This is a genomic window from Candidatus Aegiribacteria sp. (genome assembly GCA_021108005.1).
GTDB lineage: Bacteria > Fermentibacterota > Fermentibacteria > Fermentibacterales > JCC-6 > Aegiribacteria.
Map to the genome: position 1 here is coordinate 17,898 of JAIORS010000117.1, position 23,460 is coordinate 41,357.

The following is a 23,460-nucleotide window of genomic DNA, read 5'->3' on the forward strand; positions in this document are numbered from 1 at the left end:
TCTCCGTTCAAATTAAGTCAGGAAGGTTTAAAGAAGTCCAAGGAAATCAATCCCGAGAGCCCTGTAACTTTCTCCGCCTGTTTCAAATATATCAACGAACTGCAGTGATATTCTTACCTGACCGAAACTTTCCCAGTATATCTCACCGCTCATAAAACCGCCGTTGTTATCAAAACGGACAGAGTCAGCTTCGTCCGTAGCAAAATCGTACTCCAGGGCCAGTCCGAATCCCCCCGGAAGAGCTTTGTCAATACCGGTCCACATGCCGGCATGAACAAGTCTTCTTACATTTGCGCTCATACCGAAATGAAATGCCATATCTCCGCCGAATGATAGAAAATTCTTGCTGAAAACCAGATACAGATATCTTGCTTTTCTTCTGTAGGTGCCACCGGAGCGGACTGCCTCCGGTTCGTTGTCGAACCCGAGTACTGTACCTGGAAAAGATTCACTTTCATCGATAAGACGGAATCTTGCCTTAATGTAAACATGATCGAACCACGACGGACTGTTAAGCCCGGTAATATTCCATCCTCCGTAACCCAGTCCAGCGGCAAATCTTGAAAACAGGCCAGTAGTAAAAGAGAATCTCAGACCGTCATCGGGAAAAGTGTTCATGGAGAAATGGTATGTCCTGGGAGCGACAATTCCAGCTGTGGGCTCCCTTACCAGCCTCATCAACTCTCCCGAAACGGCTTCACCTGATGAAATCAGGAGAAAGCAGACAATTAGAATAACTCTTACAATCATATTCGCGGTCCCTTCCCCCTCGATAGAATTACCGATTCTCTTCCGAGAAGTTCCCTCAGCTTATCCATGAGTGCATTGTCAGGATATACTTTGATGGACCTGGAAAGTCCCTTTACTCTCCATCCGGATCTGTGTTTTATATCCACAGATACTTCGCCGTTCCCGCTACTTTCCTTCATATATCCTACTGCCTTTTGCAGCAGTTTCATTCTGGGATTATTCCCATCGACACGTATGGTTATACCCGCCCTGAGCTTCGTCCGGACATCATCCATCTGAAATACTGCTCTTACGCTTAATCGACTGTCCCCTCTTCTTCGCGAGACTTCTCCATCCATCAGAACAAGTCTTCCGGGTTCGAGAAGATCACTGTACTTCTGAAGAGCATCGTTGAACACAACCACTTCTCCTGTTCCAGTTCTTCCCTCTACAAGAATAAAAGCCATGTCTCCTCGTTTTGTAGGGATTATCTTTCTCTGCATAATCATTCCAGCTGTTGTAACGATACTTCTTTTACTCTCATTTGCTCTCTCTACCGAATCAGTCGCGAAACTATCTATTTCATCGGAATATTTCTCAAGTGGATGTCCTGTCATATAGAATCCCAGCAGTGATTTTTCAAGCGAACAGCGTTCCTCAAACTGAAGCTCCGGCTTTTCATTTATAACAGGTTCACCTTCGAAATGACTGCTTTTCTCTTCTGCTCCACCCTGGAACAGTGACATCTGCCCTGCTTCTGCATGCTTTCTTTCAGCAGCGCCATAATTAAGCGCATGCTCAACCGAATCAAGAAGTGTAGCTCTGTTTACTCCAAAACAATCCATTGCGCCAGCACCAATTAGCGATTCCAGTGTTTTCTTGTTTACAGCTCCATTCCCAAGCCTGGTACAAAAATCAAAAATGTTCTTGAACTCTCCGCTTTCCTTCCTCTCTTCCACTATTGCCGAGGAGGGGCCTTCACCGACATTTTTAATCGCTGCCAATGCGTAGATGATCTTACCTTTTTCGTCAACATCAAACGAAACGGAACTCGCGTTAACTGACGGAGAGTTAACAATAACACCTATTCTGTTGCATTCATCAATTGTCCGGGTTATTTTTTCTATCTTTCCTATCTCGCTTGTAAGACACGCCGCGAGGAATTCGGAAGGATGGTGAACCTTCAGCCAGGCGGTCCAGTAGGCAAGGGCTGCGTAACAGACGGCATGGGACTTATTGAAACCGTAACCTGCGAATTTTTCAATGAGGTCAAATATTTTTTTTGCGGTTTTCTTGTTTACTCCTCTGTTAACAGCGCCTGAAGTGAATTTCTCCCTCATCTGTGCCATAACTTCCGGATCTTTTCTTGACATTGCCCGTCTGAGAATATCAGCTTCTGCCATAGACATACCGGCCAGAAGGTTCGCGATTCGCATAACCTGTTCCTGATAGATGATTACACCGTAGGTCGGAGAGAGAACTTCCTCCAGGTCCGGGTGAGGATAAGTAATAGTGAAATCGGAGGCTCTCGATTTTATACCTTTTTTATTATCTGCGTAAAGATCTATCATGTCCATAGAACCGGGACGGAAGATGGCAACCGCAGCCACAACATCGTCGAAACTGTTGACATCAATTTTTCTCAAGGCTTCACGCATACCAGAACTTTCCAGCTGGAAAACCCCTGCGGTTTCCCCCCTTCCGATGAGTTCCAGTGTTTCCGGGTCATTGAATGGAAGTTCCTTCACTTCCAGACCGGATTCTTTCCTGCGGATCATTTTCTGCGCTCTGTGTATAATGGTAACGTTTCGAAGACCAAGAAGGTCAAGTTTCAGAAGTCCTACTTTCTCGGCGCTCTTCTTTTCGTACTGGGTTGTGATGCCTTCTTTGGCTGAATACAGCGGAACGAATTCCCGAAGATTACCGGGAGCTATGATCACTCCCGCGGCGTGTACGCCGGAATGCCTTGCAAGATTTTCAAGTGTGTAACCGTAATCGAATAGTTTTTCGATTTTCTTTTCTTCTTTAACCATCCGGGAAAGTTCCGGCACGCTGCTAACCAGCTCCGGCAGAGGTGCGTCCGGATTCGGAGCCGAGGCGACCAGCTTCGCCAGGGCATCCCCCTCCGCGACACTCATGCCCATGACCCTTGCCATATCGCGTACTACAGATCTGTTTCTTATCCTGCTGAATGTAATCAGCTGGCAGACATTCTCCCTGCCGTACAATTCTATGATGTGATCTATGATCTCTCCCCTGCGTTCGCAGCATACATCAAGATCAATATCGGGCATTTCCTTTCTAGCGGGATTGAGGAAACGCTCGAAACTCAGGTCGTAATCAAGGGGATTTATATCGGTAATATCAACGGCATACGAAACAAGACTTCCGGCTGTGGAACCTCTTCCAGGCCCTACGGGAATATTGTTGGATCTCGCCCATCGCATTAACTCCGACACGACAAGGAAGTAGCCCGGAAAGCCCATATCCCTGATTATTCCCAGTTCGTAATCGAGCCTCTCCAGTTCATGAGTTTCAGGTTTCCGCTCGAGACGATTAGCAAGGCCTTCATAGGATAGCTTCTTCAGATATCCCTGCATGTCGTGCTTCCCATCGGGAAGTGGAAATTCCGGATGTAGAAAGTCTCCCTGAGTCAGTTCGAAATCGCACTTTTCAGCAAGATTCACTGTATTCGTAACAGCCTCGGGAATCCATCCGAAAAGCTTCTGCATTTCAAGGGGCGTTTTTACGTAAAACTCCGCTGTATCAAATCTCATATGGCTGGGATCATCGAGAGTTTTGCCAGTTTGCAGACACAGCAGCGCTTCATGAGCTTCATGATCGGATTTCCTCAGATAATGGGCATCGTTGGTGGCTGCCACAGGAGCCTCCATCTCCTTTGCCAGTTCGGCAAGCAGAGGCAGCACTATCTTCTCGTCGTTGAGGCCGTGGTCCATGAGCTCGATAAAGAAATTTTCTCTGCCCACGATTTCCTGGTAGAAACGAATCGTTTCGATGGCTTTTTCCCTGCGGCCTGAAAGAAGATGCTGAGCAACTTCTCCCTGAAGACACGCGGAGCCTATCAGCAGGCCTTCGCTGTAATCAGCAAGAAGCTCTCTGTCTATTCTTGGCTTGTAGTAGAAACCATCAATGTAACCCGCTGATGAAAGCTTGGATAGGTTGTGGTATCCCGTTTCATTTCTGGCGATAATTGTAAGGTGATACCTTTTACTGTTCCTGCTTCTCTCTGTCATGGATGGATATGCAAGATAGGCTTCCATCCCGAGAATTGCATGAATACTCTTCTCTGTCATTTTTTCAAAGAACTGAACCGCGCCAAAAAGACTGCCGTGATCAGTTACCGCGACCGAATTCATTCCGTTCTCGGTGAGATACGACGCGAGACGGTCGAATCTGATGGCACCATCAAGAAGACTGTATTCCGAATGCAGATGCAGATGAACAAAATCGATATTAGCAGTCATTCAGGACAGACCCGTTACCCTATGTGTCATTGCGCCTCGGAATCTTTTCCAGCGTCTCCATACAGGCGGTCAAACTCCCGCCGTTCTTCTCTGTCAGCCCTGTCCATCAGGTCTTCTCCATCTTTTCTGTATCTGAGAACGATGTAAATTATGGTCCATGCTGAAGAATAACTGGATAAAAAGAAAGATACGACAATCAGAAAAATGGCAATTCCGGAGATGCCGGCCAGGGTTCCAGCAACACCGGATAAAACCTGAACATCTCCCTGCTGCCCCAAGGTAATAAGCCCGGAAAAAAATGGAAGCGCCTCCGGAGCCAGCAACTGCGGGCCTGATGCAAGTGCAGCGGCCAATCCGCCGTTTCCGGCACCCGACGAAACCGAAATGGAGAGAAAGCTGATGGCAATGGATGAGAGGAACAGGAAGAGTGCCCCTCCGATTACGATAACCAGTATTGAGACGAGCAGGTATAGAAACAATCGCCAGGACTGAGATGTGAGTATTGAGAAAAGTTCGAAGACCGACTCAAAGGAATCGCCCCTCGTACATGCGATAATTGCGGGCAAAAGCTCAATTGAAAGAACCAGTGCTATCGCAGTCAGCACTCCGAGCAACATGACTCCCCAGAGAGGTATAGAAAACAGCGAGGCAATAACAGGGCCAATGGCGGGAATCCTTGAAACAAGCCCTGTCAAAGCGCCTGTGCCGTATACAAGAAGCAGTGTAATGGCAAGCAGAACGGGAATCGAAATCAGGGGAGTGGCATGCCCTCTTGCGAAGACAGCGGCATCGGTAGTTGAAAAGAAATCATCTCCCCGGATCTGCTGGAATGTCATCTTTGAAACCATCAGCGAGGCTCGCATAAATATGTAGATAATCAGCGCAACACCGATTCCCAGAAGAATAACGGGTACAGGATCTGTCCAGAACAGGGATCCTGGAAGAGGAAGAAGACGGCTCTGGCCCCACCTTGCCGCAAGATCATGACCGGCGGCAAAGAAACCGAGGTAAACAAAAAAGTCCCAGATGATCAGGGAAAGAACAAGTGTTTTAAAGAAAACCCACATTTTCCGCGCGCTGAAACCATACCTCGTGCACATGGGGATATCTTTCACATTGAACGTCAGTTCTTCGGCCACGTCAGCTCCCTCCTGCTTATCTGATTATTCATTGATGAATAATACTATCAGTCATCCTTTTTCGGTAGGTCAGAGTGAGCCCCATGACAGAGCGGGCTCCCGAATCCAGCAGCACTTGAGCAGCGCTGTCGATGGTGCTGCAGGTTGTAGCAACATCGTCCACAATCCAGATGTCCGCTCCCGATAGTGCCCGGTTCCGGCTTTTCATATGAAAGATACCTTCTACGTTCTTTCTTCTGCGTGAAAAAGACAGACCAACCTGCGAAGGGCTTTCATCTTTGGTCAGAACATCAAGACTTCTGCTGCCTGACATGTACGCAAGCCGCCCGGCTATCAAAGCGGCCTGGTTGTACCCCCGTTCCCTCTTCCTTCTTTTACTCGCGGGAATTGGAACGAGAATGTCATTCGAACCGGGAAGCTTCATCGAATACCGCATCATCATCTTTGCTGCTGTTGTGGCCAGGTGTTTCTCGCCGTTGAATTTAAGCCTTACAACAATTTCTCCGGGAAGCCCGTGATACATAACGGCCGAATACACAGGCACCCCTTTCATTGGACAATCCCGGCGGGAAGATACGGAAGGATCTCCGACAGGCGTTCCCGTACTACTCCAATGGATCTCACTGCAGCGATCTATCCTCAACAGGCACCAGGGACAGAGCGGTTCTTCCCCGGGAAGAACGCCTCCACATGCAGGGCATGTGTTCTTCAGGAAGAGACTGAGTAGGTTCTTCGATAACGAAGATATAGCCATAGACCAAGCAGAAGAGCGGCGGCGAGCATTATCAGGCTTATCAGCTGATTGTCTGTTATTCCCGGCCTTCCGGCAATTGAACTGAAACCGAAAAGCATATTAGGCTCATGATCGAAGTACCTGTACTCCTCTATCCCGAACCTTGTGACCCCATACAGGCCTGTGAAAAGGACGAAGATAAAACCCGGGTAATGTTTGCGGTGACCGGCCCAGAGCAGTATTATGAGGATGAACAGCCCCGATAAACAACTGTACAATTGAGTGGGATGAATATGTGTACCTGGTATCATACCGGTATTACTGTAGGGCATCGCCGAATCAGGAAAAACAACTCCAAGGGAACATGATGTCTCGGAACCGAAACAGCACCCATTCAGGAAACATCCTATCCTTGTTACGAATATTCCCAACGCAAAGGATGGAATAACGGCATCGGAAAGTTCCCATACCGGGAGTTTCCTCTTCCAGACGGTATAGAACCCGACGGCAACCGCGAGAATAACTCCGCCGAGCATGCTCAGGCCGTACAGCCCCTTCCATAGTGCGATTACGTCAAGCCAGTGTCCCTGAAACTCGGAGACGTGAGTTACAACGTAGAAAAGGCGTGACCCAATTATGGCTGCAACCATCAATCGCACTCCAAGGTCGTACACATCGTTTTTTTTAACTCCAACAGCTTCGCCCCTCCGGGAGGCAAGCCAGAGCCCGAGAATGAACGATATGGCCAGCATCAAACCATAGGTATTGATGGGCAGAGAACCGATTCTGAAAAGAACAGGATGCATTACAGGGAACCTCCGTATCGGTTGAACTATTGAGATAATCTAAACTCTTGATTTGAAGCTGTCACTTCCCCTCGGTGACTCTGCCCCTAAACCTCTCTCCAGTACATTCCGGCGTTAAGCACAAGTCCCAGAAGAAACAGCACAACCACCAGCTGACTGCCACCATAACTAATAAATGGAAGAGGGAGGCCAGTTACGGGCATAATCCCCAGTGTCATCCCGATGTTTACGAATACATGTATCCCTATATATGCCCCAACACCTGCTGTTACGAGGGAGTTGAACGGATTGACGGACTTTCTGGCGGCTATGATTATTCTCCAGAACAGAATGAGAAAAGCGGTGAGCAGTATTACGCATCCGATAAAACCGGTTTCCTCCGCCCAGACAGAAAATACGAAATCCGTATGTCTCGCTGGAAGGAAGGCAAGTTCCTTCTGGGCTCCCTGAAGGAACCCCTGGCCCGACAATCCTCCTGATCCCACAGCAACTTCAGATTGAATGATATTCCATCCTGAACCATGAGGATCGTTCGCGGGATTCAGAAAAGTTATCAGTCTGGACTGCTGGTATGGCTCAAGCATATTCCACGCAGTGGGGGTAAGCGCCGCAACGATGGAATTACCTCCAATGAATGCGATCCATATGGGAACCGGATACCTGCGCCTGTAAAGTATTACGGAGAGTATCAATACAAAACCCACCCAGAAAAGTATATCCATTGAGGAAACGGCAGCCAGAACAGGGCTGACAAGAAGTATAATCCATCCCAGCCCGTAACCTGCCCATACGAACATCGCAAGTACTATCAACAGCATTGAAACCGCAGTGCCGAGATCAGGCTGAACTGCCGTCAGCATAATCGCGGGAATTATGGTTATGAAAACAAGTGCTTCACCAAATTTTCTGGGTCTGACTTTCAGTGACGAAAGCCACCAGGCTGTAACGAGTATCAAACCTGCCTTGGCCGCTTCCGATGGCTGCAAGTGAATTGGTCCGATAATTATCCACCTGTCCGCCGGTCCCTTTCCTATAAATAGCGTGGCCAGAAGAAGTATAGATATAAAAACGTATGCCACAGGTGAGATTTCTTCAAGCCTCCTGAATGAAACCATGCTTCCCACAAGAAATGCGGCAAGACCGAATACGGACCATATCAACTGTTTTCCGAACAGGCCGCTTTCGGAAATAACAGTTGAAGCGGAGTAGATGGTTGCCATGCCTATTGCGAAAAGCACCAGCAGCGATGAAAGCAGAACAAAATCGGGCCTGTCTCTGCCTATCAGATCAATCACTCCCCTCGAAGTAGCTCAGAAGTATATCTCTGGCAAGGGGGCCCGCAATAGACCCTCCGTGTCCTCCGTGTTCAATAATAACGCATATGACAACCGGTTCGGGCTCACGAGTAAACCCCACAACAATAGCGTGATTTTCACCGGAACACTCGGCGGTTCCGGTTTTTCCCCAGAAATCCCATGGATAATCCAAAAATACCCTGTTAAGGGTTCCCTTTCTGGAAACAACCGTCTGAAGCATACCCTCAATTACAATATCGAATGCGAAATCATCGATTGCTCCAACCGGGAAAAGGGGGTCTCTTTCTTCCTCATGCAATAGTATCCGAGGCAGTGGCATCCGGCCACTGGATGCGATCACTCCCGTCATGGCAGCCATCTGCAGTGGAGTGGTCAGAAGCTCACCCTGACCAATTGAAACATTAAGAAGATTTCCCAATCCCCATCCGTCAGGACCGTAGGTGCTGTTCAGATAGTCCGAATCGGGAACAAGACCGTTTCTTTCATCCGTAAGAACTTCAGTTAGCCGTGATCCAAGGCCAAAGAATCCTGCGTATTCAGCAAGCTCGTTCAGTGATCCCAGCTGTGATGTTCTGTAAAAGAAAACATCGCAGGACTGCGCCAGAGCCTGGATGACGTTCATCCTTCCATGTGCCCTCCAGCATCCGAATTCAGTGTCCCCAAGAGTAAGTGAACCGTAACATGGAGCAGGCATGGTTTTCTCATCGATCAGATCCTCAGCGATAAGCCAGTAAGCGGTAATTATCTTGAAGGTGGAAGCAGGCGGATAGGAGGCTGCCCAGGCTCTGCAATACAGGGGATTCTCTGGATTCTGAAGAAGAGCATTCCACTCGTCCTGTGTTATTCCCCTGGAAAACATATTAGTATCGAAAGAAGGAGAAGATGCGGCGCAAAGAATATCTCCGTTCCTGTAATTCATGATAACTACGGCACCGGGCAGCCCGGTTTTCCCTATGTTCTCGAAGGCTGTTCTCTGTAGTTCCGCATCTAAGGTAAGTACCACATTCTTCCCGGGGACAGGCTCTTCGGATTCCGTTCCCCTGTATTCCTCAACAATCCTGCCCATGGCATCCACAACTTCCCTGTGCAGCCCGGGGTTTCCCTGTAAAGTACCATTCAGGCTGAGTTCAATTCCGGTTCTTCCGGTTATTTCCCCCCTGAAGGATTCTGGATCGTCAGCCAGTCCTACGTATCCGATGACATGGCAGAAATCTTCGGCTCTGTGATATCTCCTAAGTGGCGCAACGTCGATTAGAACGCCTGGGATCCTGTATATGTTTTCTGCAATCGAACTTACTTCTTCCACGCTCATACTCTCCCTCAGAACGACAGGTCTATGGGGTACCGATGAAGCCTCACTCAAAATTTCAGATAAAGCATCCACCTGCATATTCAGAAGAAACGCAACCTGAACGATGTTCAAACTATCGAATTCCGAAGGCACAGCAGTTACAATGAAGGAAGGCCTGCTATCCGCAAGAACTACTCCGTTTCTGTCACTTATCAGTCCGCGTGGTGCCGGCCTGGTGATTATCCTGATATGATTCTGGCTGGAAAGACTTCTATAGTAGTCCCCCCTGACTATCTGCAGGTAAAAAAGCCTCACGCCAAGTACAAGGAAAAGAACGAGTACCGTTAATAGATACGCCACAAAGGACCATTGCTTCTTATCCCTGAACATGCAGCCTGCCGGTTACTCTCCTGGATCTTATTTCAGTGACCCAGGTGGTTATAGATAGGATCAATGCGCCTATAATAACCGTAATGACCGCTCTTGGAACGACAAGAAGAAGCACGGGACTGAAACCTGAACCGATAGGCTTTGATGCAACAAGTATGAAAACCGTATCGGAAACCAGTACCGAAATGGCCATCATACTGAGAAGATAGCTTCTACCCTCTCCGGATGACAGTCTACTGAAAATTTTTGCCGCAAAAAGCCCAGTAAGGAGGGCAAGAGAAGATGAACCCGGAGGCTGGTGCAGAAGGAGGTCAAGAACGATTCCTGACCAGAAAGCTCCGTCAACCGCCCAAATTTTCCCGTAATTCTCCGAAAGGTAAACAAGTAGTAAAGGTATAAGAGACGGCGCAACGAATATTCTGCCGATTGTCACTTCCAGCAGAAACTGGATAATTACTGTGAAAGCGAGAAAGAATACCCTAAACTGCAAATTTCACCTGAAATCCATCCCGGGCGATCACATGCCAACTACTGAGTATCGGATTCATTGAAATCCTCCGGAGGAAGTATGAGAACCTCTCCGGTATTCTGAAAATCAACATCAGGGATTACACTGAGTTTCAACGCAAGTCCCTGCTCGCCTGATGAGATACCCGACACTCTTCCTACAAGAAGTCCATCTGGATAAATACCACCATATCTTGAAGTGATTACCTGGTCGCCTGTCTCCACTTCGCTTGTAAGATCAACATGAACAAGGCTCAGTGAACCATCTGATGTTGACTGGAGTATTCCGTACGCTCCCGATGGCCATGTGACACAGCTTACGTTAACAGAAGGGTTAATAATGGGAAGGATCTCGCTTGTCGCTTCACCCACCGAACATACAATGCCCACAAGACCTTCAGAAGAGATACATGCCGAATTCTCGATTATACCGTCGCTGCTCCCCTGATCTATAACAATCGTGCCTGTAACCAACCCTTCCGAACGGTATAGAACATTCGCAGGAATAGCTTCTCCGTTATCCGTCCGGGTGATACCAAGCAGTGTTCTGTATCGTTCTGCTTTAACAGCCTCCTCCCGGAGAATCGAATTCTCAAGCATAAGCTGCACGATATCACTTCTGAGTTTTTCTTCTGTTGGTGTATCCGTCCCCCTTAAAATAACTTCTGAGAACCTGGCTCCCAGCCAGCTGCCCATTCCGCTCAAAAGAAATGGACCAAATATAAGAAGGAGAAATGATATGGAAATAAAAAATAAGAATCTGCTGTGCTTTCCGCTCCTGCGGTCTCTGGTCCGTCTTCCTGAACTATCCATTATACAGCTACAGAAGAAGGTTACGGTACCGGTATATATCTTCCAGGATCAGACCGGCACCCAGCACTGTACAGGACAGCGGGTTGTCTGCTACTCTTATAGGCAGCCCGGTTTCACTCATTAAAAGTCTGTCCAATCCTTTTAGAAGGGCTCCGCCCCCCGTCAGTATTACTCCGCGGTCAACAATGTCGCTTGCAAGCTCCGGAGGTGTTTTCTCAAGGCCATGTCTTACGGCTTCAATAATCGTTCCGATAACTTCCTTCAGAGCGTTTCTGACATCTTCAGAATTAATAATGTAGGTTTCTGGAATTCCGTTCACAAAATCGAGACCGCTGACCTCGTATTCTTCATCGTCAGCCTCCAGCACTGTTCCCATTCTAATTTTAACTGTTTCAGCTGTTCTTTCGCCTATCAGAAGGCTGTACTGCTTTTTCAGATATGTCGATATCGCGTTGTCAATCTCATCTCCACCTATTCTTATGGAATTATTGGCCGCAATAGTGGAGAGACATATCACTGCAACTTCAGTTGTTCCGCCACCGATATCAACAACCATATTACCTGCAGCTCCTTCCACTGGAATTCCCACACCAATAGCAGAAGCAAGAGGTTCAGAGACCAGAAGAACCTCCCTTGCGCCAGCTCTTTCCAGTGCTGTCCGCACTGCTGACACTTCAACCTCGGTTATACCACTTGGTACACATACAAGAACTCTTGGTCTCATCGATATCCTGCGAGTTTTTGCCATACTGAAAAATTCTCTGAGCATTGCCATCGTAGCGGTGGCGTTGGTTATAACACCATCTTTCAGAGGTTTCAAAGCTTGCAGTGTAGTTCCGGTACGCCCAAGCATTGCCTTGGCGTCGTGTCCTACCGCTACTAGTTCGTTCGTTTCTCGATCAAGAGCCACAACACTTGGCTGTTCAAGTACAATGCCCCTGCCCTGAAGGTATACGAGTGTATTCGCGGTTCCTAGATCAATGGCCATTGAATTTGAAAGCAGTGTTCCGGGTTTTCTGCCGAAAACACTGTTTAATATACGCATTTACCCTCCTGTATACTGAACGATAGCTGGTTGAATAGTAAACAAACTGGCTTGCGTCAACTCCCGGTTCAAACAGTTTGATAATATACAAGAATAATCATGGTTAACAAGTTGAGTATAGTGTTAACACTACCTCTGATCAGACTTAATCGATGATTGCCATAAAGGAACGTAAACAACTGTATCTACAGGGATTGGCACGTTCATTTCCCATATACCCTCCCAGGGTACAGCTGTTGTGTTTATCTCTGTTAACTCAAGGTCTACCGCATTATCGCTAATTCTTGTGCTCCAGCTCCAGGGCCAGGCGTTATATTCATCGTGCGGTGAAGATCCGTTGATCGAAAATTCTCCCGACCCCCATTTACATTCAGACGGGAAAAGATCTCCGTTTTCCATTGTAAGAACCATTCGATACGTTGTATCCGAACCGCGGAAGGTCCACTGGATATTCTCATCTATCACGGCTGCGCTACCGGTTATCTCCCATGCTTCCATTGTAAGAGGATAGCCTGTTCTAAGAAGATGAATAAGATCGGCTGACGGAATGGTTCCTCCGCCAGCCTGAAGACCTCCCGGAGTGAAAGTTGCGTATTCATCCTGGGGCATATAGATCAGTATGCCGGTTGAATCACCCTTGATGGAAACCACGGGCTTACCGTCGGGTCCATAGAAATCACCTCTGAGAAGCCCACCATCAGCATCACCCCAGAGCACAAAGGGACCCCTGGCAACAAGATTACTTCCCTGCAGCCTTGCGTTGCCCCTGAGTTGAAAACAACCCAGATTCTCCCAGCCGAAAGCTATCCTGCTTGCGTATAGTTCGCTCTGCCTGTGTAAGGATTCAACTGTTACCGTACCGCAGGAAAGGAGAATACTCATCAGGAATACTGCAGATCGAACCTTCATTATCCTGGCGCTATATCGTACTTCTTCTCGAGGGCAATTATCCTCTGTTCGTATTCGTACTCTTTATTGAACTTCGCCTTGCGTGTGAGAAGCTGCTTGTTATCCGGTACTTTTTCAAGAAGCTTGTCAAGCATCAAGAGTGCCTTTTTCCGGTTACCCTCTTTGGCCTCATTATCTATCTTGCTTACCAGTTCGCTAAGTTTTGCCACTTGTTACCTCCTGCTATGATATCCGCATAGTTTTATAAAATCTTTTACATCTTCAATATCAACATGAAACCCATTTTCTGTTCCCCCAAGGGGAGCGGCTTCATTATTCCTTCCATGATAGTCGGTTCCGCCCGTAACAACAAGCTGGAATTCCAGAGCATAAGACTTGAGTCTTTCCACCATTGAAGATGTATGTGTAGGGTAGTAGATTTCTATTCCCGCCAATCCATACTCTTTCATTGTTCTAAAGAAATTCTTCAGCGTTTCATGGTCCATCTCAATATATCCGGGATGGGCCATTACAGGCAATCCGCCGGATTCCGTAATAATCTCTATTGCATTCAGCACAGGCAATCTGTCCCGCTCTACGTATGCGGGTTTTCCCTTTGCGAGGAACCTGTCGAAAGCTTCCCTCATGCTGCTTATATACCCGGCATTAAGCATTGCTTCGGCTATATGAGGTCTTCCCACAACGTCACCTCCAGCGATTACCTCCACTTCATCCATTTCAATGAATATACCGCTGTTGGCCAGTTTCTCAAGTATTACCGGGTTTCTTCGGGAACGACCTCCCTGGACAAAAGATATTGCCTCTCCGAGAGTGGTTGAACCGTTTACAAGGTCAGAAATATCAATTCCCGGAAAGTATCCCAGCAGGTGAGCTGTAAGCCCGTCTTCCTCAAGATCCACGCTCAGCTCAATTCCAGGAAGAAAATTCATCCCCAGCTTCGTTGCTGCTGAAGCACCTTCAGGAATCCCATCAAATGTATCGTGATCTGTAATGGAAAACAGAGAAAGCGACTTCTCGAACGCCATTGACACAAGTTCAACGGGGGAACTAACACCATCTGAGGCGGTACTGTGGGAATGTAGATCAACTCTGTTCATATGCAGTTTCCTCCAGAAAGAAGAATATTACTAACGGTGATGTACTATGCAATACCACCTTTGTTTATTAAAGGACGCTCGTCGATTGAGGTCTTGTTTGGAATGATCCCCCGTCGATTTCTACTGCCAGTACGACGATGGTGCCGCCGTCTGGTTTACCTGGACGGGAGTACACCGCGGCGTATGGTTTCATGTTACCGACTTCGATCCAGGATCGTACGCCCTGGGACTGGACTACTCGGAATTCTGGTTTTACTTACCATTCATCTGCCTACCCATGGGATACAAGCGACTTCTACGCAGAAGTCTGGGACCCGGTAGGATATCCGGATACCGGGATGTACCCCTACGAGCTTCTTGACAGACAGGTGGTATCTGCAGAGCATCTCACGGCTGTCTTCAACTATTACGATCCGCCACTTACGGCAGGCGAGACATCAGTGGATATTATGGCGAGTGATACCAGTGGCAGGTAATAGGGATTAGCCTGCATCCAATAATCTTTCGATTTCCTTTTTAAGCTTAGGCAGATGATTTAATACTATTCCCCATATTACAACATCATCAACCTTGTCGTATCCATGTATAACCCAATTCCTTGCATCAACTATTCTCCGTGAGTTCTCAATCTTGATTGACTCATCCAGCTTAAGGATCCTACTCATTGCTTCACCAATGATTTCTATCTCTCTTTCAACAGCACGTCGCAGAAGTTTGTTTTCCTGATAATCAATAAAACTCTATCTCTCCCCCATAAATTCTTCTATAGAGTCAATCGAGACTTTGATGTCATAAAGGTGTTTCTTGATCTCACGCTTCATAGATCAATTCCTTGGTCTCATCTATACTCTCTATAAAATATGGGTTCGACAAAGTTCTTTCTGTTACGATATCTATCTCTCTATCAAAGAGCTCTCTCAACTTATGCTGCAGCGAAAAATAGTTATCGGTATACTCCTGTATCGATAGGTTCTCAGACAGCGTTAAAAGAAAATCAATATCACTGTCATCTCTGAAATTACCAGAAACTGCTGAGCCAAACACATAGAGCTTTCTTACTCCAAATGCCAGACACAGGTTCTTAAGGTCAAGCATGTTTCTTTCAAGAATCTTCTGCATTGCTCTTCTCTTTTAACATTAGCTGTAACTGAGCCGTTTCAGGAACTTACTCTGAAGATGTTTTCCTCAACCACATATGAATATATCTCCGGTCTCTGTCTCGTACAAGAACACAACAAGAATCGGAGGGTTATCGGGACGAATTAGGTTACTTTGCAAGCAAATCAAGAGATTGTGGAAAATCCACTTTCCTACTATTTACTATGCAATACCACCTTTGTTTACTTTCGCAAGAAAATTCGCTAAATATATTCATGCTGCTCCCAAAATCAGTTTCGCAGCCAGCATTAAAATAAGTTGAACCGAATATCAGATTCATCAGTACATAGACCGGATGGAGATACAGGCAGAAATGAAAAATCAGGAAAATCACAAGATAATGTACATTCGAGATCCTGTACATGGAAATATCCGTCTTTCGGGGCTCCAGGAAGAACTGATCCAAACCGTGGAGGTTCAAAGGCTCAGTTTTATACACCAGTTAGGTACTACATTTCAGTGCTACCCGGGCGCACACGGAATGCGTCTTTCACATGCACTGGGTGTCTCTTACCTTGCCGACACCATCGGAAAGCACGTTCTTGAGGATATGCAGGGTATGCCGGATATGGAAAAAACTGGTATCCGTAAGCTCCTGCAGGCTGCGGGTATGCTTCATGACATCGGGCATACACCATGGTCACATACGCTGGAACCACTTTACATAGAAATGAACGGCGTTGACCACATGGGCCTTGTAGCGGATCTGGTAAGGGGTGACTCAACTTTCAATATAAAAGGAGCAGGGAGAATTCCCGAAATACTGAGGTCATACGATATTGACCCGTCGGACGTAGCAGACCTTATCTGCAGCACTTTTAAAGGACCGCGTTACCTGCAGCAAATGATATTCGGTGAGGTAGATGCCGATATGCTGGATTATCTCCAGAGAGATTTCTATTTCACAGGGGTCGCTTTCGGTCATATAGAGATGGACAGGATAATTTCAACCATGAAGATTGAGAACGATAACATCGTTTTCCTCAGCAAGGGACACGAAGCCATACGTGATTTCCTCTTCGCACGGATGCAGATGTATTCAAGTGTCTACCTTCACAAGAAAACAAGGATAGTGGATATGATGCTTCTCGCAGCTTCCAGAAGAAGTATCGTTGAGCTGAAAGAAATAGATGATTTCCACATACTGACCGATGATGAGATACTGAGTTTTCTCGTGCAGAAATCAAAGGATCCATGGGTGAGGGATATGGCCTGGAGGGTTAAATACAGACAGAAGCTGTTCTCTCAGGTATTCAGAATAGATGCAGCAACACTTGACGAAAGTGATATCTCCTTCCTGAACACAATCGGCAGTTCACATGAAACTCCATCCCAAAAAGCCGGTAGTCTTGCATTAAAACTGTCTGAAACAGCCGGAGTGGATCCAGGGTACATACTTGTGGACATGCCCCTGGAAGCAGTAAAGATATCTGAGGAAAGGTTTACGAAGCTGGACATCAAGTACATAGACAAATCAGGGAATATTCTGCCTCTTGAGAAGATCGATCCGCCATTCGCCGAATACCTTTCAAGGGCACAACCTAACAGGAATTATCTTACCGTATGCTGCAGCCCGGAAATAAAGAATAAAGTCAGGAAAGCATGTGAGAACCTGTTCCGTATGGCAGCAATGCCGCTTTTTCCAAAGAGCTAACCGGCTAAATCTTCGCGGAAGCTCTCTGCCATTGAACGTTGATGACTCCCTGTACTTCTGAAAGAGTATTCATAAGTTGCAGTTTGTTCTCAAGTTTTCTAATCCTGAGATGGTAGAGAAGAGTGATGGAGCTTTCTTCTTTATCAATTCCAATATCAACATCATGGATCCCGAGGCCATTGTTTTTTAAGACAGTGGTGCAATTTTCAATCATTGTTTCCGGATCGCTGTTCTCTCCATGGATTATTACATCTCTGTATTGCAGAGCCGCAAGACGACCCTCTAACAATGGAAGAAGAATAAGAATAAGTAGTGCAATACCTGTTGAAGAAGCTGCAAGAACATATTGATCAATGCCTATTACGATTCCGATAGCGGCAATGAACCAGATACAGGCTGCTGTAGTTATGCCGCGAATCATATCTTTCGTTCTCATAATCGCACCTGCTCCCAGAAACCCTATTCCCGTCATTATGCCAGCTATTACTCTGCTGATCTCTGCACCGGGAGGAGAATTACTGCCCGAGAATGTTTCCGCTACGGCAATGCCGCTTAAAGTAAGTATTGTAGTTCCCATGCAGACCAGAATATGTGTTCGGAGACCTGCAGGTCGACCATGGAATTCCCGCTCAAGTCCTATCAGGGATCCCAGGAAAACAGAAAGAGCCAGTTTCACAATCCAATTTTCAATAGTCATCGGTTCCTCCCGTTTCCAGTTCATTCTCAGTATTCAATTCAGTGGAAACAGACATTTCAATAATATTCAGCAACTCATCAACTGAATAGGGTTTTATAAGAATTCTGCCGTTCCACCCCAGTAATTCGTATAGAGAACTGCCGGCTTCAGATGAACCTGTAGTCAGGATTATCTCAATATCGGGAAACTCTATACTTACATTCGAAAGCATTTCTTCCATTGATTCCCCTGAAGCGGAGTAATCCAGTACTAAGAAATCCACCTGGGATTCAGTCAGCCAATCTCTCATTCTTTCCAGATCGGCTTCACTTCTTACATCAATTCCATACATAGTTAAAATGTCGGATACGCTTTCCCTCACAGCCCTCGATGCGTCACAGATCGCCAGTTTTATACTGCTCAGGTTTTCTCTGTGGAGAGATTCAGTGTGAGATACATCAAACAGATAATCTTCTCTTGTACGGAACAGGATATTGAGTGCAGTGCCGGTGGGTCTTTCCGTAAATACGGGATGACAGTCATGTCTTGAAAGCACAGCTGCAACCGATGAGATATGTGAACCGTAATCCCTCTGAATTCCGGACAGATCGGTTTCGGGATCCAGCAGGGCTTCCTTCAGTACCACAGGCATTCTGGTTCCATCCGTATAACTTAAAGACACCGATCTTGAAACTGTTCTATCACAGTTCGCTGAGAATACTGAATCAGATACCGGTGAAGGTACATCCCTGGCACCCAGTTTTATCCTTACAGGACCGTTTGTGGATTCAAGTGAATAGAAAGCCAGGTTCTTGACTATCTGTGTAAAATCTTCTCTGGAGCATTCAACCTGCGGCAGAAAACCCGGAACATCAAACTCTATTGAAGCCCTTTGCGGAAGCACATCGTTCAGGGCTTCCGTAATTGCATCCAGCTCCGAGAAGATCTCAATAGTGTCAGCCTTTTCCTTGTTGTTCATTCCGTTGTCACTTTCTATATTGGAAAGAACATCGGATATGATTCCGAGATCATTAAGACAGGCAGGATTTTCCGAGGATCTAATCCTGCAATCCTCTATAATCTTCCTGATGTACTTAATATCATTATGAGAGAGGCTCCCCTGGGGTTCTTCATGCTCCTTCGAATCAGTTCCGGATTTAGCTGTTTCCATCACTTTTCCGTCTTCATATCTTTCATCTCTAACAGCGATCGTATATTCCCTGAAATTGCTCAGCAGTTCAATCCTGAAAGTGGATTTCCTTGAACTGCCTGAACTATCCATAATACCGAGAATCATTTCAACAGGTTTTTCATTCTCCGGGTAGACTATCAAATTTCTGTCTTCTTCGGAAAAACAGGGCAGCTCGTGGAATTTAATACCTACGATATTGTTCTTCGAGATGTCGATAAGCTTTTCAGCGGTATTATTCATGAAAAATACCGTTCCGCTGCTGTCCAGCCGAAACAACGCAGGGAACTCAAAATTATTCAGTATCGATGAAGGACAGATATCGGAGTTAGTGATTTTCAAATCATTTTCAGTTTTAATTTCTGTATCGCCGTTATAGAAATCTTTCTTTTCTATCTTCCTTCTGAAACCTGCAAGCCTGAGAAACAAACAAGGTATGAGAATCAGCATAACAGCTGCTACTGACATTATAAAAATATTGTACCTGCTGCTGTTAACAGAATCTGTTCCAAGAACGTTTTCAAAAACCATCCTTGCAATCGCTCTGTTCCCGAATGAATCAATCAGGGGATAGAACAGAAGAAGTCTGGTCTGATTCCCGCTTTCTATATATTGCATGGTTGGCGAACCGCTGCTTATAGCGCTCTCTGCAAGAGAATTCTCGTTGAATGGGATAACTTCTTGTGTTTCTCCGATAGTCGGACACACCATTAAAAAAGCGCTCAGATTGAAGAGTTCCAAAAATTCGGGCTTCAGTTCAATATGTACAGACCCGTTACTCCGGCTGCTGTTGAACATGACAATGGACATCTCCTCATTCATGGAGTTCCCGGTAATACTCCTGGCGATCCGGATGGCCTGTTCCTGTTCAATCTGGACCACCTGGGAACACACACCATCAGTAAAATGAATATATCCCGCAATGACAGTAAGTATCACGATTACACTGAAAATGTAGGGCAGCAACACCCGCAATATTACCTTTGACGATACGCCAGGGAAAAGGATCATTTCTCTCCGTTTCAAAAGTATCAACTTAATAGTTTCGGTTAATGGAATGAATATGTCAAGGGTTATAATCAAAACCCACCCGGAAAACACAAATCCTCTCGATATTCTGTTTTCTAAAGGTGTATATGAATACATTACATATCTCATCGATACAAATTTAGTCAGTTTTACTTCACTAATCTTTACTAAGTGGCTTGACACAATTAATTTCTTTAATAGATTAATTTATGCATAGAGGGGGTTTCGTATTTTTATTTCACTTGTTTCATTATAACACTAATCCGAAAGGGGTATGGAAATGACGGATTATGTTGAACAGACGAGAAAGGTACTGAGAACAGCCGGGCGAAGTCCTAAAACGGCTAACAGCTATCTATCTCATATCCGACGGCTTGAGAACACATACGGAAATGTGACTGAAAGCCTCGATGAGGACACTCTGAGAAAATACCTTGAGGATCTTGTTGATGAAGGAAAATCACTTTCCTACATTAACCAGGCCCAAAGTGCTATCAGGTTCATGTACAAGCATGTGCTTTCCAAGGATAACCCTCTTCCCGGTCCAGGTCTCATTTCGAAGAAGATTCCTCTCCATGGCATCTTCAGCAGAGATGAGATCAAACAGATATTCGCCAATGTACATGAGCTGAAATACAGGCTTGCCCTTATGCTTATCTACTCTTCAGGACTGAGGGTGGGTGAAGCAACACATCTTCTCAGGAACGCTGTCGATTTTGATAGCATGGTAATTCATGTTAACGACCAGGACAAGGAATTCATCAGAGATACTATACTGGCAAATTCGATAGCCGATATTCTCAAGTACTACATTGAAACGAGAACAGACGATTCTCCATGGATGTTCCCCGGCAGAGGCAAAACCAACTGCATCTCCCCCAGAACAATCCAGAGAGCCTTCGCCGAGGCGATGCTGGCCGTTGGTATCGAGAAACGGGCAACACTGGGATGGCTCAGGCACAGCTTCGCTGTTCATATGCTTGAGGACGGTATAGATAGAAAGCTGGTGCGAAGCCTTCTGGGAATTACCACTCCTTCAATGATATCTCCCTACATGAAGCTTGCCGAAAAAAGAAGTGCACTCAGGGTTAACAGCCCCGCGGACAGGTTCCTCTTAAAGAAGTAACCGGCACTTTTCAGTATACGGTACGGAAAGGGGCGGCAGTTAAATTGTCGCCCTCTTCCTTAACCATTTCAAGCTCTTCAGCACCGCCTGAAGCTGTGAGAACTTCAAAACCGCTGGCTTCAAGGATAATGCAGAGTTATCAGTACCTGTAATGCTCCGGCTTGTAAGGACCTTCCAGTTCAACACCGATGTACTTCGCCTGCAGCGGAGTCAGCTTCGTCAGCTTAACTCCCAGTTTATCGAGATGCAGCCTTGCCACTTCCTCATCAAGAAGTTTCGGCAGCATGTAAACACCAATTCCAGGCCTTTCCTCAGCTAAAGCTATCTGAGCAAGACACTGGTTTGTGAAGGAGCTGGACATCACGAAACTTGGATGGCCTGTCGCGCATCCGAGGTTGACCAGCCTTCCCTCCGCAAGAAGAAAAATGGAATGACCATCGGAAAAACGGAATCTGTGAACCTGGGGCTTGATCTCCTCTTTTTCAATACCCGGCAGGGCTTCAAGACCCGCAACATCGATTTCGTTATCAAAATGACCGATATTGCATACAATGGCCTGATCCTTCATTCTGCTCATATGATCTGCCGTTAATACATTGTAGTTACCGGTAGCGGTTACGATTATGGTCGCTTCCGATAAAGCATCCTCAACCGTAGTAACTTCAAAACCCTCCATGGCCGCCTGCAGAGCGCATATTGGATCGATTTCTGTTACCAGTACCCTGGCACCAAAGCCTTTCATGCTCTGGGCACACCCCTTGCCTACATCTCCATATCCGCAGATGAGGACGGTCTTTCCGGCAACCATCACATCGGTTGCCCGTTTTATCCCGTCAGCAAGTGACTCCCTGCAGCCGTAAAGATTATCGAATTTACTCTTCGTAACGGAGTCGTTGACATTGTACGCGGGAAACAGCAGATCCCCGGTCTTCATCATGTTGTAGAGTCTGTGAACACCGGTTGTTGTCTCCTCGGAAACTCCCGCTATTTCAGGTACAACGGAGGTCCAGTACTCAGGATTTTCACGAATGCCATCGCACAAATTTCTAACAAGAGCAACTTCATCTTCCGGCCCTTCAATATCCTCCGGAAGTATGCCTGTTTCAGCATAGCCCTGTTCCAGCTCGTATCCCCTGTGCACCATAAGAGTCGCGTCACCGCCATCATCGACTATCAGATTTGGTCCCTTCCCTCCGGGGAAACTCAGAGCGTTCCTGGTACACCACCAGTAGTCTTTAAGACTCTCACCCTTCCATGCAAAAACAGGAATACCGGTTTTAGCAATTGTGGCAGCGGCATGATCCTGGGTTGAAAAAATATTGCAGCTTGCCCACCTTACATCCGCTCCAAGCTCAACGAGAGTTTCAATAAGCACAGCGGTCTGAATGGTCATGTGAAGCGAACCTGTTACCCTCATCCCATCCAGGGGCCTGGTTTTTCCGTACTTCTCCCGCACAGCCATCAGGCCGGGCATCTCTTTTTCAGCTATTTCTATCTCCCGCCGACCGTAATCAGCCAGCGACATATCAGCAACCTTGTAATCAGCCATTAAACTCTCCTCTCATTCAGTACACCTGAAATAATGAATACTCTCTCATCGTCCGTACCAATCTCCTCTATCCCGATAAATCCCGCCAATAACATCCATTCCCTCACTTCATTCCGGTCAAGGCCCGGCCAAAGATCTCCCTGCATCCGCTTAAGATTGAAATCCTCATGTGGTGTAAGCTCGATAACAATGCACTTTCCGTTACCCTTGCAAACTCTTGAAGCCTCCTTGAAAAACTCGGAAGGTTCACTGAGATGATGAAGAAGCATATGGGCAATGATCCCATCAACTGAGGAATCGGCAATAGGAAGGTGTTCAGCACTACCAAGACGGAGTTCAACGTTACAGACGCTACAGTCAGCTGCAATTTTTTTTCTCGCTTTTGAAAGCATCTCCCGGGACTGGTCAACACCTATTACCGACATGCCTTTCCGGTCAAGCTTCATAACCAGTTCTCCGTTACCGCACCCGGCATCAAGAATTGTACTTCCCGCGGGATACATATCAATAACATCTTCCAAGTAAGCTTCCGGATCAGGCATCAGGTAAGACACATCATCCAGTTCTGAGGCAACACGGTCAAAGAATTCCCTGGCCTCCGACCTTCTTTTATCGTAGCAGAGCCTGAGTTCGGACATATCGTTCTCATAATTCTCAATTTCCTTCATACCTGAGGAAATACCATCAAGAATCATCCCATTAACAGGATCCTGCCTGTTCAATCTGTAGTAAACCCAGATACCTCTGCCCTTCCGAACAACAATCCCGGCATCGAGAAGCTTTCGAAGGCTATGACTTACGTTTGATTGACTCAGCCCA

21 protein-coding genes and 1 pseudogene are annotated in these 23,460 nt (G+C 46.5%); 3 read left to right on the forward strand and 19 right to left on the reverse strand.

Translation table 11 applies throughout. The annotated features are described in order from the left end of the window. Positions 1-27: 27 nt before the first annotated feature. From K8S15_07280 to K8S15_07340, 13 genes are all read right to left on the reverse strand, one after another. A complete protein-coding gene (locus tag K8S15_07280) occupies positions 28-750 on the reverse strand; it encodes a hypothetical protein (GenBank protein ID MCD4775839.1) in 723 nt (240 codons plus the stop codon). Continuing rightward, on the reverse strand, positions 747-4,214 hold the full coding sequence (gene dnaE, locus K8S15_07285; protein ID MCD4775840.1) for a DNA polymerase III subunit alpha: 3,468 nt from the start codon (positions 4,212-4,214) through the stop codon (positions 747-749). Before dnaE ends, K8S15_07280 begins: the two co-directional genes overlap by 4 nt. A gap of 26 nt (positions 4,215-4,240) precedes the next feature. Next, positions 4,241-5,353 (reverse strand): hypothetical protein, encoded by a 1,113-nt coding sequence (locus K8S15_07290; GenBank protein MCD4775841.1) that lies wholly within the window; start codon positions 5,351-5,353, stop codon positions 4,241-4,243. Positions 5,354-5,381: 28 nt separating this feature from the next. Further along, positions 5,382-5,906, reverse strand: coding sequence for a hypothetical protein (locus K8S15_07295; protein ID MCD4775842.1), 525 nt, complete (start codon positions 5,904-5,906; stop codon positions 5,382-5,384). A gap of 155 nt (positions 5,907-6,061) precedes the next feature. Continuing rightward, positions 6,062-6,892: a prolipoprotein diacylglyceryl transferase gene (lgt, locus tag K8S15_07300; protein MCD4775843.1), complete on the reverse strand. Its 831-nt coding sequence runs from the start codon at positions 6,890-6,892 to the stop codon at positions 6,062-6,064. A gap of 86 nt (positions 6,893-6,978) precedes the next feature. Further along, positions 6,979-8,187, reverse strand: a complete 1,209-nt coding sequence (rodA, locus tag K8S15_07305) for a rod shape-determining protein RodA (GenBank protein MCD4775844.1) — start codon at positions 8,185-8,187, stop codon at positions 6,979-6,981. Then, complete coding sequence (gene mrdA, locus K8S15_07310) at positions 8,180-9,889, reverse strand: penicillin-binding protein 2 (GenBank protein MCD4775845.1); 1,710 nt, start codon at positions 9,887-9,889, stop codon at positions 8,180-8,182. The genes rodA and mrdA overlap by 8 nt, the downstream gene beginning before the upstream one ends. Beyond that, positions 9,876-10,379, reverse strand: coding sequence for a hypothetical protein (locus K8S15_07315; protein ID MCD4775846.1), 504 nt, complete (start codon positions 10,377-10,379; stop codon positions 9,876-9,878). The genes mrdA and K8S15_07315 overlap by 14 nt, the downstream gene beginning before the upstream one ends. 38 nt (positions 10,380-10,417) lie before the next feature. Continuing rightward, positions 10,418-11,092 carry a rod shape-determining protein MreC gene (mreC, locus tag K8S15_07320; GenBank protein MCD4775847.1) on the reverse strand — a complete coding sequence of 225 codons (675 nt, stop codon included), beginning with the start codon at positions 11,090-11,092 and terminating at the stop codon, positions 10,418-10,420. 124 nt (positions 11,093-11,216) lie between these two features. Continuing rightward, a complete protein-coding gene (locus K8S15_07325) occupies positions 11,217-12,197 on the reverse strand; it encodes a rod shape-determining protein (protein ID MCD4775848.1) in 981 nt (326 codons plus the stop codon). A 186-nt stretch (positions 12,198-12,383) separates the two neighbouring features. Beyond that, positions 12,384-13,136 (reverse strand): hypothetical protein, encoded by a 753-nt coding sequence (locus K8S15_07330; protein MCD4775849.1) that lies wholly within the window; start codon positions 13,134-13,136, stop codon positions 12,384-12,386. Positions 13,137-13,162: 26 nt separating this feature from the next. Next, positions 13,163-13,372, reverse strand: a complete 210-nt coding sequence (locus K8S15_07335) for a hypothetical protein (protein MCD4775850.1) — start codon at positions 13,370-13,372, stop codon at positions 13,163-13,165. 3 nt (positions 13,373-13,375) lie between these two features. Further along, positions 13,376-14,260 (reverse strand): PHP domain-containing protein, encoded by an 885-nt coding sequence (locus K8S15_07340; GenBank protein ID MCD4775851.1) that lies wholly within the window; start codon positions 14,258-14,260, stop codon positions 13,376-13,378. A 191-nt stretch (positions 14,261-14,451) separates the two neighbouring features. Here K8S15_07340 and K8S15_07345 point away from each other — a divergent pair, with 191 nt between their 5' ends. Continuing rightward, entirely contained in the window at positions 14,452-14,736 is a 285-nt protein-coding gene (locus K8S15_07345) for a hypothetical protein (protein ID MCD4775852.1), read from the forward strand. 6 nt (positions 14,737-14,742) lie between these two features. Here K8S15_07345 and K8S15_07350 read toward each other — a convergent pair. Both K8S15_07350 and K8S15_07355 read right to left on the reverse strand, forming a co-directional pair. Beyond that, positions 14,743-15,081 (reverse strand): annotated as a pseudogene (locus K8S15_07350) (DUF86 domain-containing protein). Next, positions 15,071-15,379, reverse strand: coding sequence for a nucleotidyltransferase domain-containing protein (locus K8S15_07355; GenBank protein MCD4775853.1), 309 nt, complete (start codon positions 15,377-15,379; stop codon positions 15,071-15,073). Before K8S15_07355 ends, K8S15_07350 begins: the two are co-directional and overlap by 11 nt. Before the next feature lie 352 nt (positions 15,380-15,731). Here K8S15_07355 and K8S15_07360 point away from each other — a divergent pair, with 352 nt between their 5' ends. Further along, the gene (locus tag K8S15_07360; protein MCD4775854.1) at positions 15,732-17,072 is read left to right on the forward strand and encodes an HD domain-containing protein; all 1,341 of its coding nucleotides are present in this window, start codon (positions 15,732-15,734) and stop codon (positions 17,070-17,072) included. Positions 17,073-17,076: 4 nt separating this feature from the next. Here the strand turns inward: K8S15_07360 and K8S15_07365 are convergent, their stop codons facing one another. Continuing rightward, on the reverse strand, positions 17,077-17,769 hold the full coding sequence (locus K8S15_07365) for an MgtC/SapB family protein (protein ID MCD4775855.1): 693 nt from the start codon (positions 17,767-17,769) through the stop codon (positions 17,077-17,079). After that, entirely contained in the window at positions 17,759-19,948 is a 2,190-nt protein-coding gene (locus tag K8S15_07370) for a response regulator (protein ID MCD4775856.1), read from the reverse strand. The genes K8S15_07365 and K8S15_07370 overlap by 11 nt, the downstream gene beginning before the upstream one ends. A 298-nt stretch (positions 19,949-20,246) precedes the next feature. Here K8S15_07370 and K8S15_07375 point away from each other — a divergent pair, with 298 nt between their 5' ends. Beyond that, the gene (locus tag K8S15_07375; GenBank protein MCD4775857.1) at positions 20,247-21,092 is read left to right on the forward strand and encodes a site-specific integrase; all 846 of its coding nucleotides are present in this window, start codon (positions 20,247-20,249) and stop codon (positions 21,090-21,092) included. A 139-nt stretch (positions 21,093-21,231) separates the two neighbouring features. Here the strand turns inward: K8S15_07375 and ahcY are convergent, their stop codons facing one another. Then, the gene (gene ahcY / locus K8S15_07380) at positions 21,232-22,641 is read right to left on the reverse strand and encodes an adenosylhomocysteinase (protein ID MCD4775858.1); all 1,410 of its coding nucleotides are present in this window, start codon (positions 22,639-22,641) and stop codon (positions 21,232-21,234) included. After that, the coding region (locus K8S15_07385) for a methyltransferase domain-containing protein (GenBank protein ID MCD4775859.1) at positions 22,641-23,460 on the reverse strand (820 nt) is incomplete at its 5' end. The genes K8S15_07385 and ahcY, both read right to left, overlap by 1 nt.

What these genes read in the sequence shown, in the direction of transcription:
- K8S15_07280 (MCD4775839.1), bottom strand. Translation starts at nt 750, where the DNA reads ATGATTGTAAGAGTTATTCTAATTGTCTGCTTTCTCCTGATTTCATCA.
- dnaE (MCD4775840.1), bottom strand. Translation starts at nt 4,214, where the DNA reads ATGACTGCTAATATCGATTTTGTTCATCTGCATCTGCATTCGGAATAC.
- K8S15_07295 (MCD4775842.1), bottom strand. Translation starts at nt 5,906, where the DNA reads ATGAAAGGGGTGCCTGTGTATTCGGCCGTTATGTATCACGGGCTTCCC.
- lgt (MCD4775843.1), bottom strand. Translation starts at nt 6,892, where the DNA reads ATGCATCCTGTTCTTTTCAGAATCGGTTCTCTGCCCATCAATACCTAT.
- mrdA (MCD4775845.1), bottom strand. Translation starts at nt 9,889, where the DNA reads ATGTTCAGGGATAAGAAGCAATGGTCCTTTGTGGCGTATCTATTAACG.
- mreC (MCD4775847.1), bottom strand. Translation starts at nt 11,092, where the DNA reads ATGGGCAGCTGGCTGGGAGCCAGGTTCTCAGAAGTTATTTTAAGGGGG.
- K8S15_07325 (MCD4775848.1), bottom strand. Translation starts at nt 12,197, where the DNA reads ATGGCCATTGATCTAGGAACCGCGAATACACTCGTATACCTTCAGGGC.
- K8S15_07330 (MCD4775849.1), bottom strand. Translation starts at nt 13,136, where the DNA reads ATGAGTATTCTCCTTTCCTGCGGTACGGTAACAGTTGAATCCTTACAC.
- K8S15_07340 (MCD4775851.1), bottom strand. Translation starts at nt 14,260, where the DNA reads ATGAACAGAGTTGATCTACATTCCCACAGTACCGCCTCAGATGGTGTT.
- K8S15_07345 (MCD4775852.1), top strand. Translation starts at nt 14,452, where the DNA reads ATGTTACCGACTTCGATCCAGGATCGTACGCCCTGGGACTGGACTACT.
- K8S15_07355 (MCD4775853.1), bottom strand. Translation starts at nt 15,379, where the DNA reads ATGCAGAAGATTCTTGAAAGAAACATGCTTGACCTTAAGAACCTGTGT.
- K8S15_07360 (MCD4775854.1), top strand. Translation starts at nt 15,732, where the DNA reads ATGAAAAATCAGGAAAATCACAAGATAATGTACATTCGAGATCCTGTA.
- K8S15_07365 (MCD4775855.1), bottom strand. Translation starts at nt 17,769, where the DNA reads ATGACTATTGAAAATTGGATTGTGAAACTGGCTCTTTCTGTTTTCCTG.
- K8S15_07370 (MCD4775856.1), bottom strand. Translation starts at nt 19,948, where the DNA reads ATGATCCTTTTCCCTGGCGTATCGTCAAAGGTAATATTGCGGGTGTTG.
- K8S15_07375 (MCD4775857.1), top strand. Translation starts at nt 20,247, where the DNA reads ATGACGGATTATGTTGAACAGACGAGAAAGGTACTGAGAACAGCCGGG.
- ahcY (MCD4775858.1), bottom strand. Translation starts at nt 22,641, where the DNA reads ATGGCTGATTACAAGGTTGCTGATATGTCGCTGGCTGATTACGGTCGG.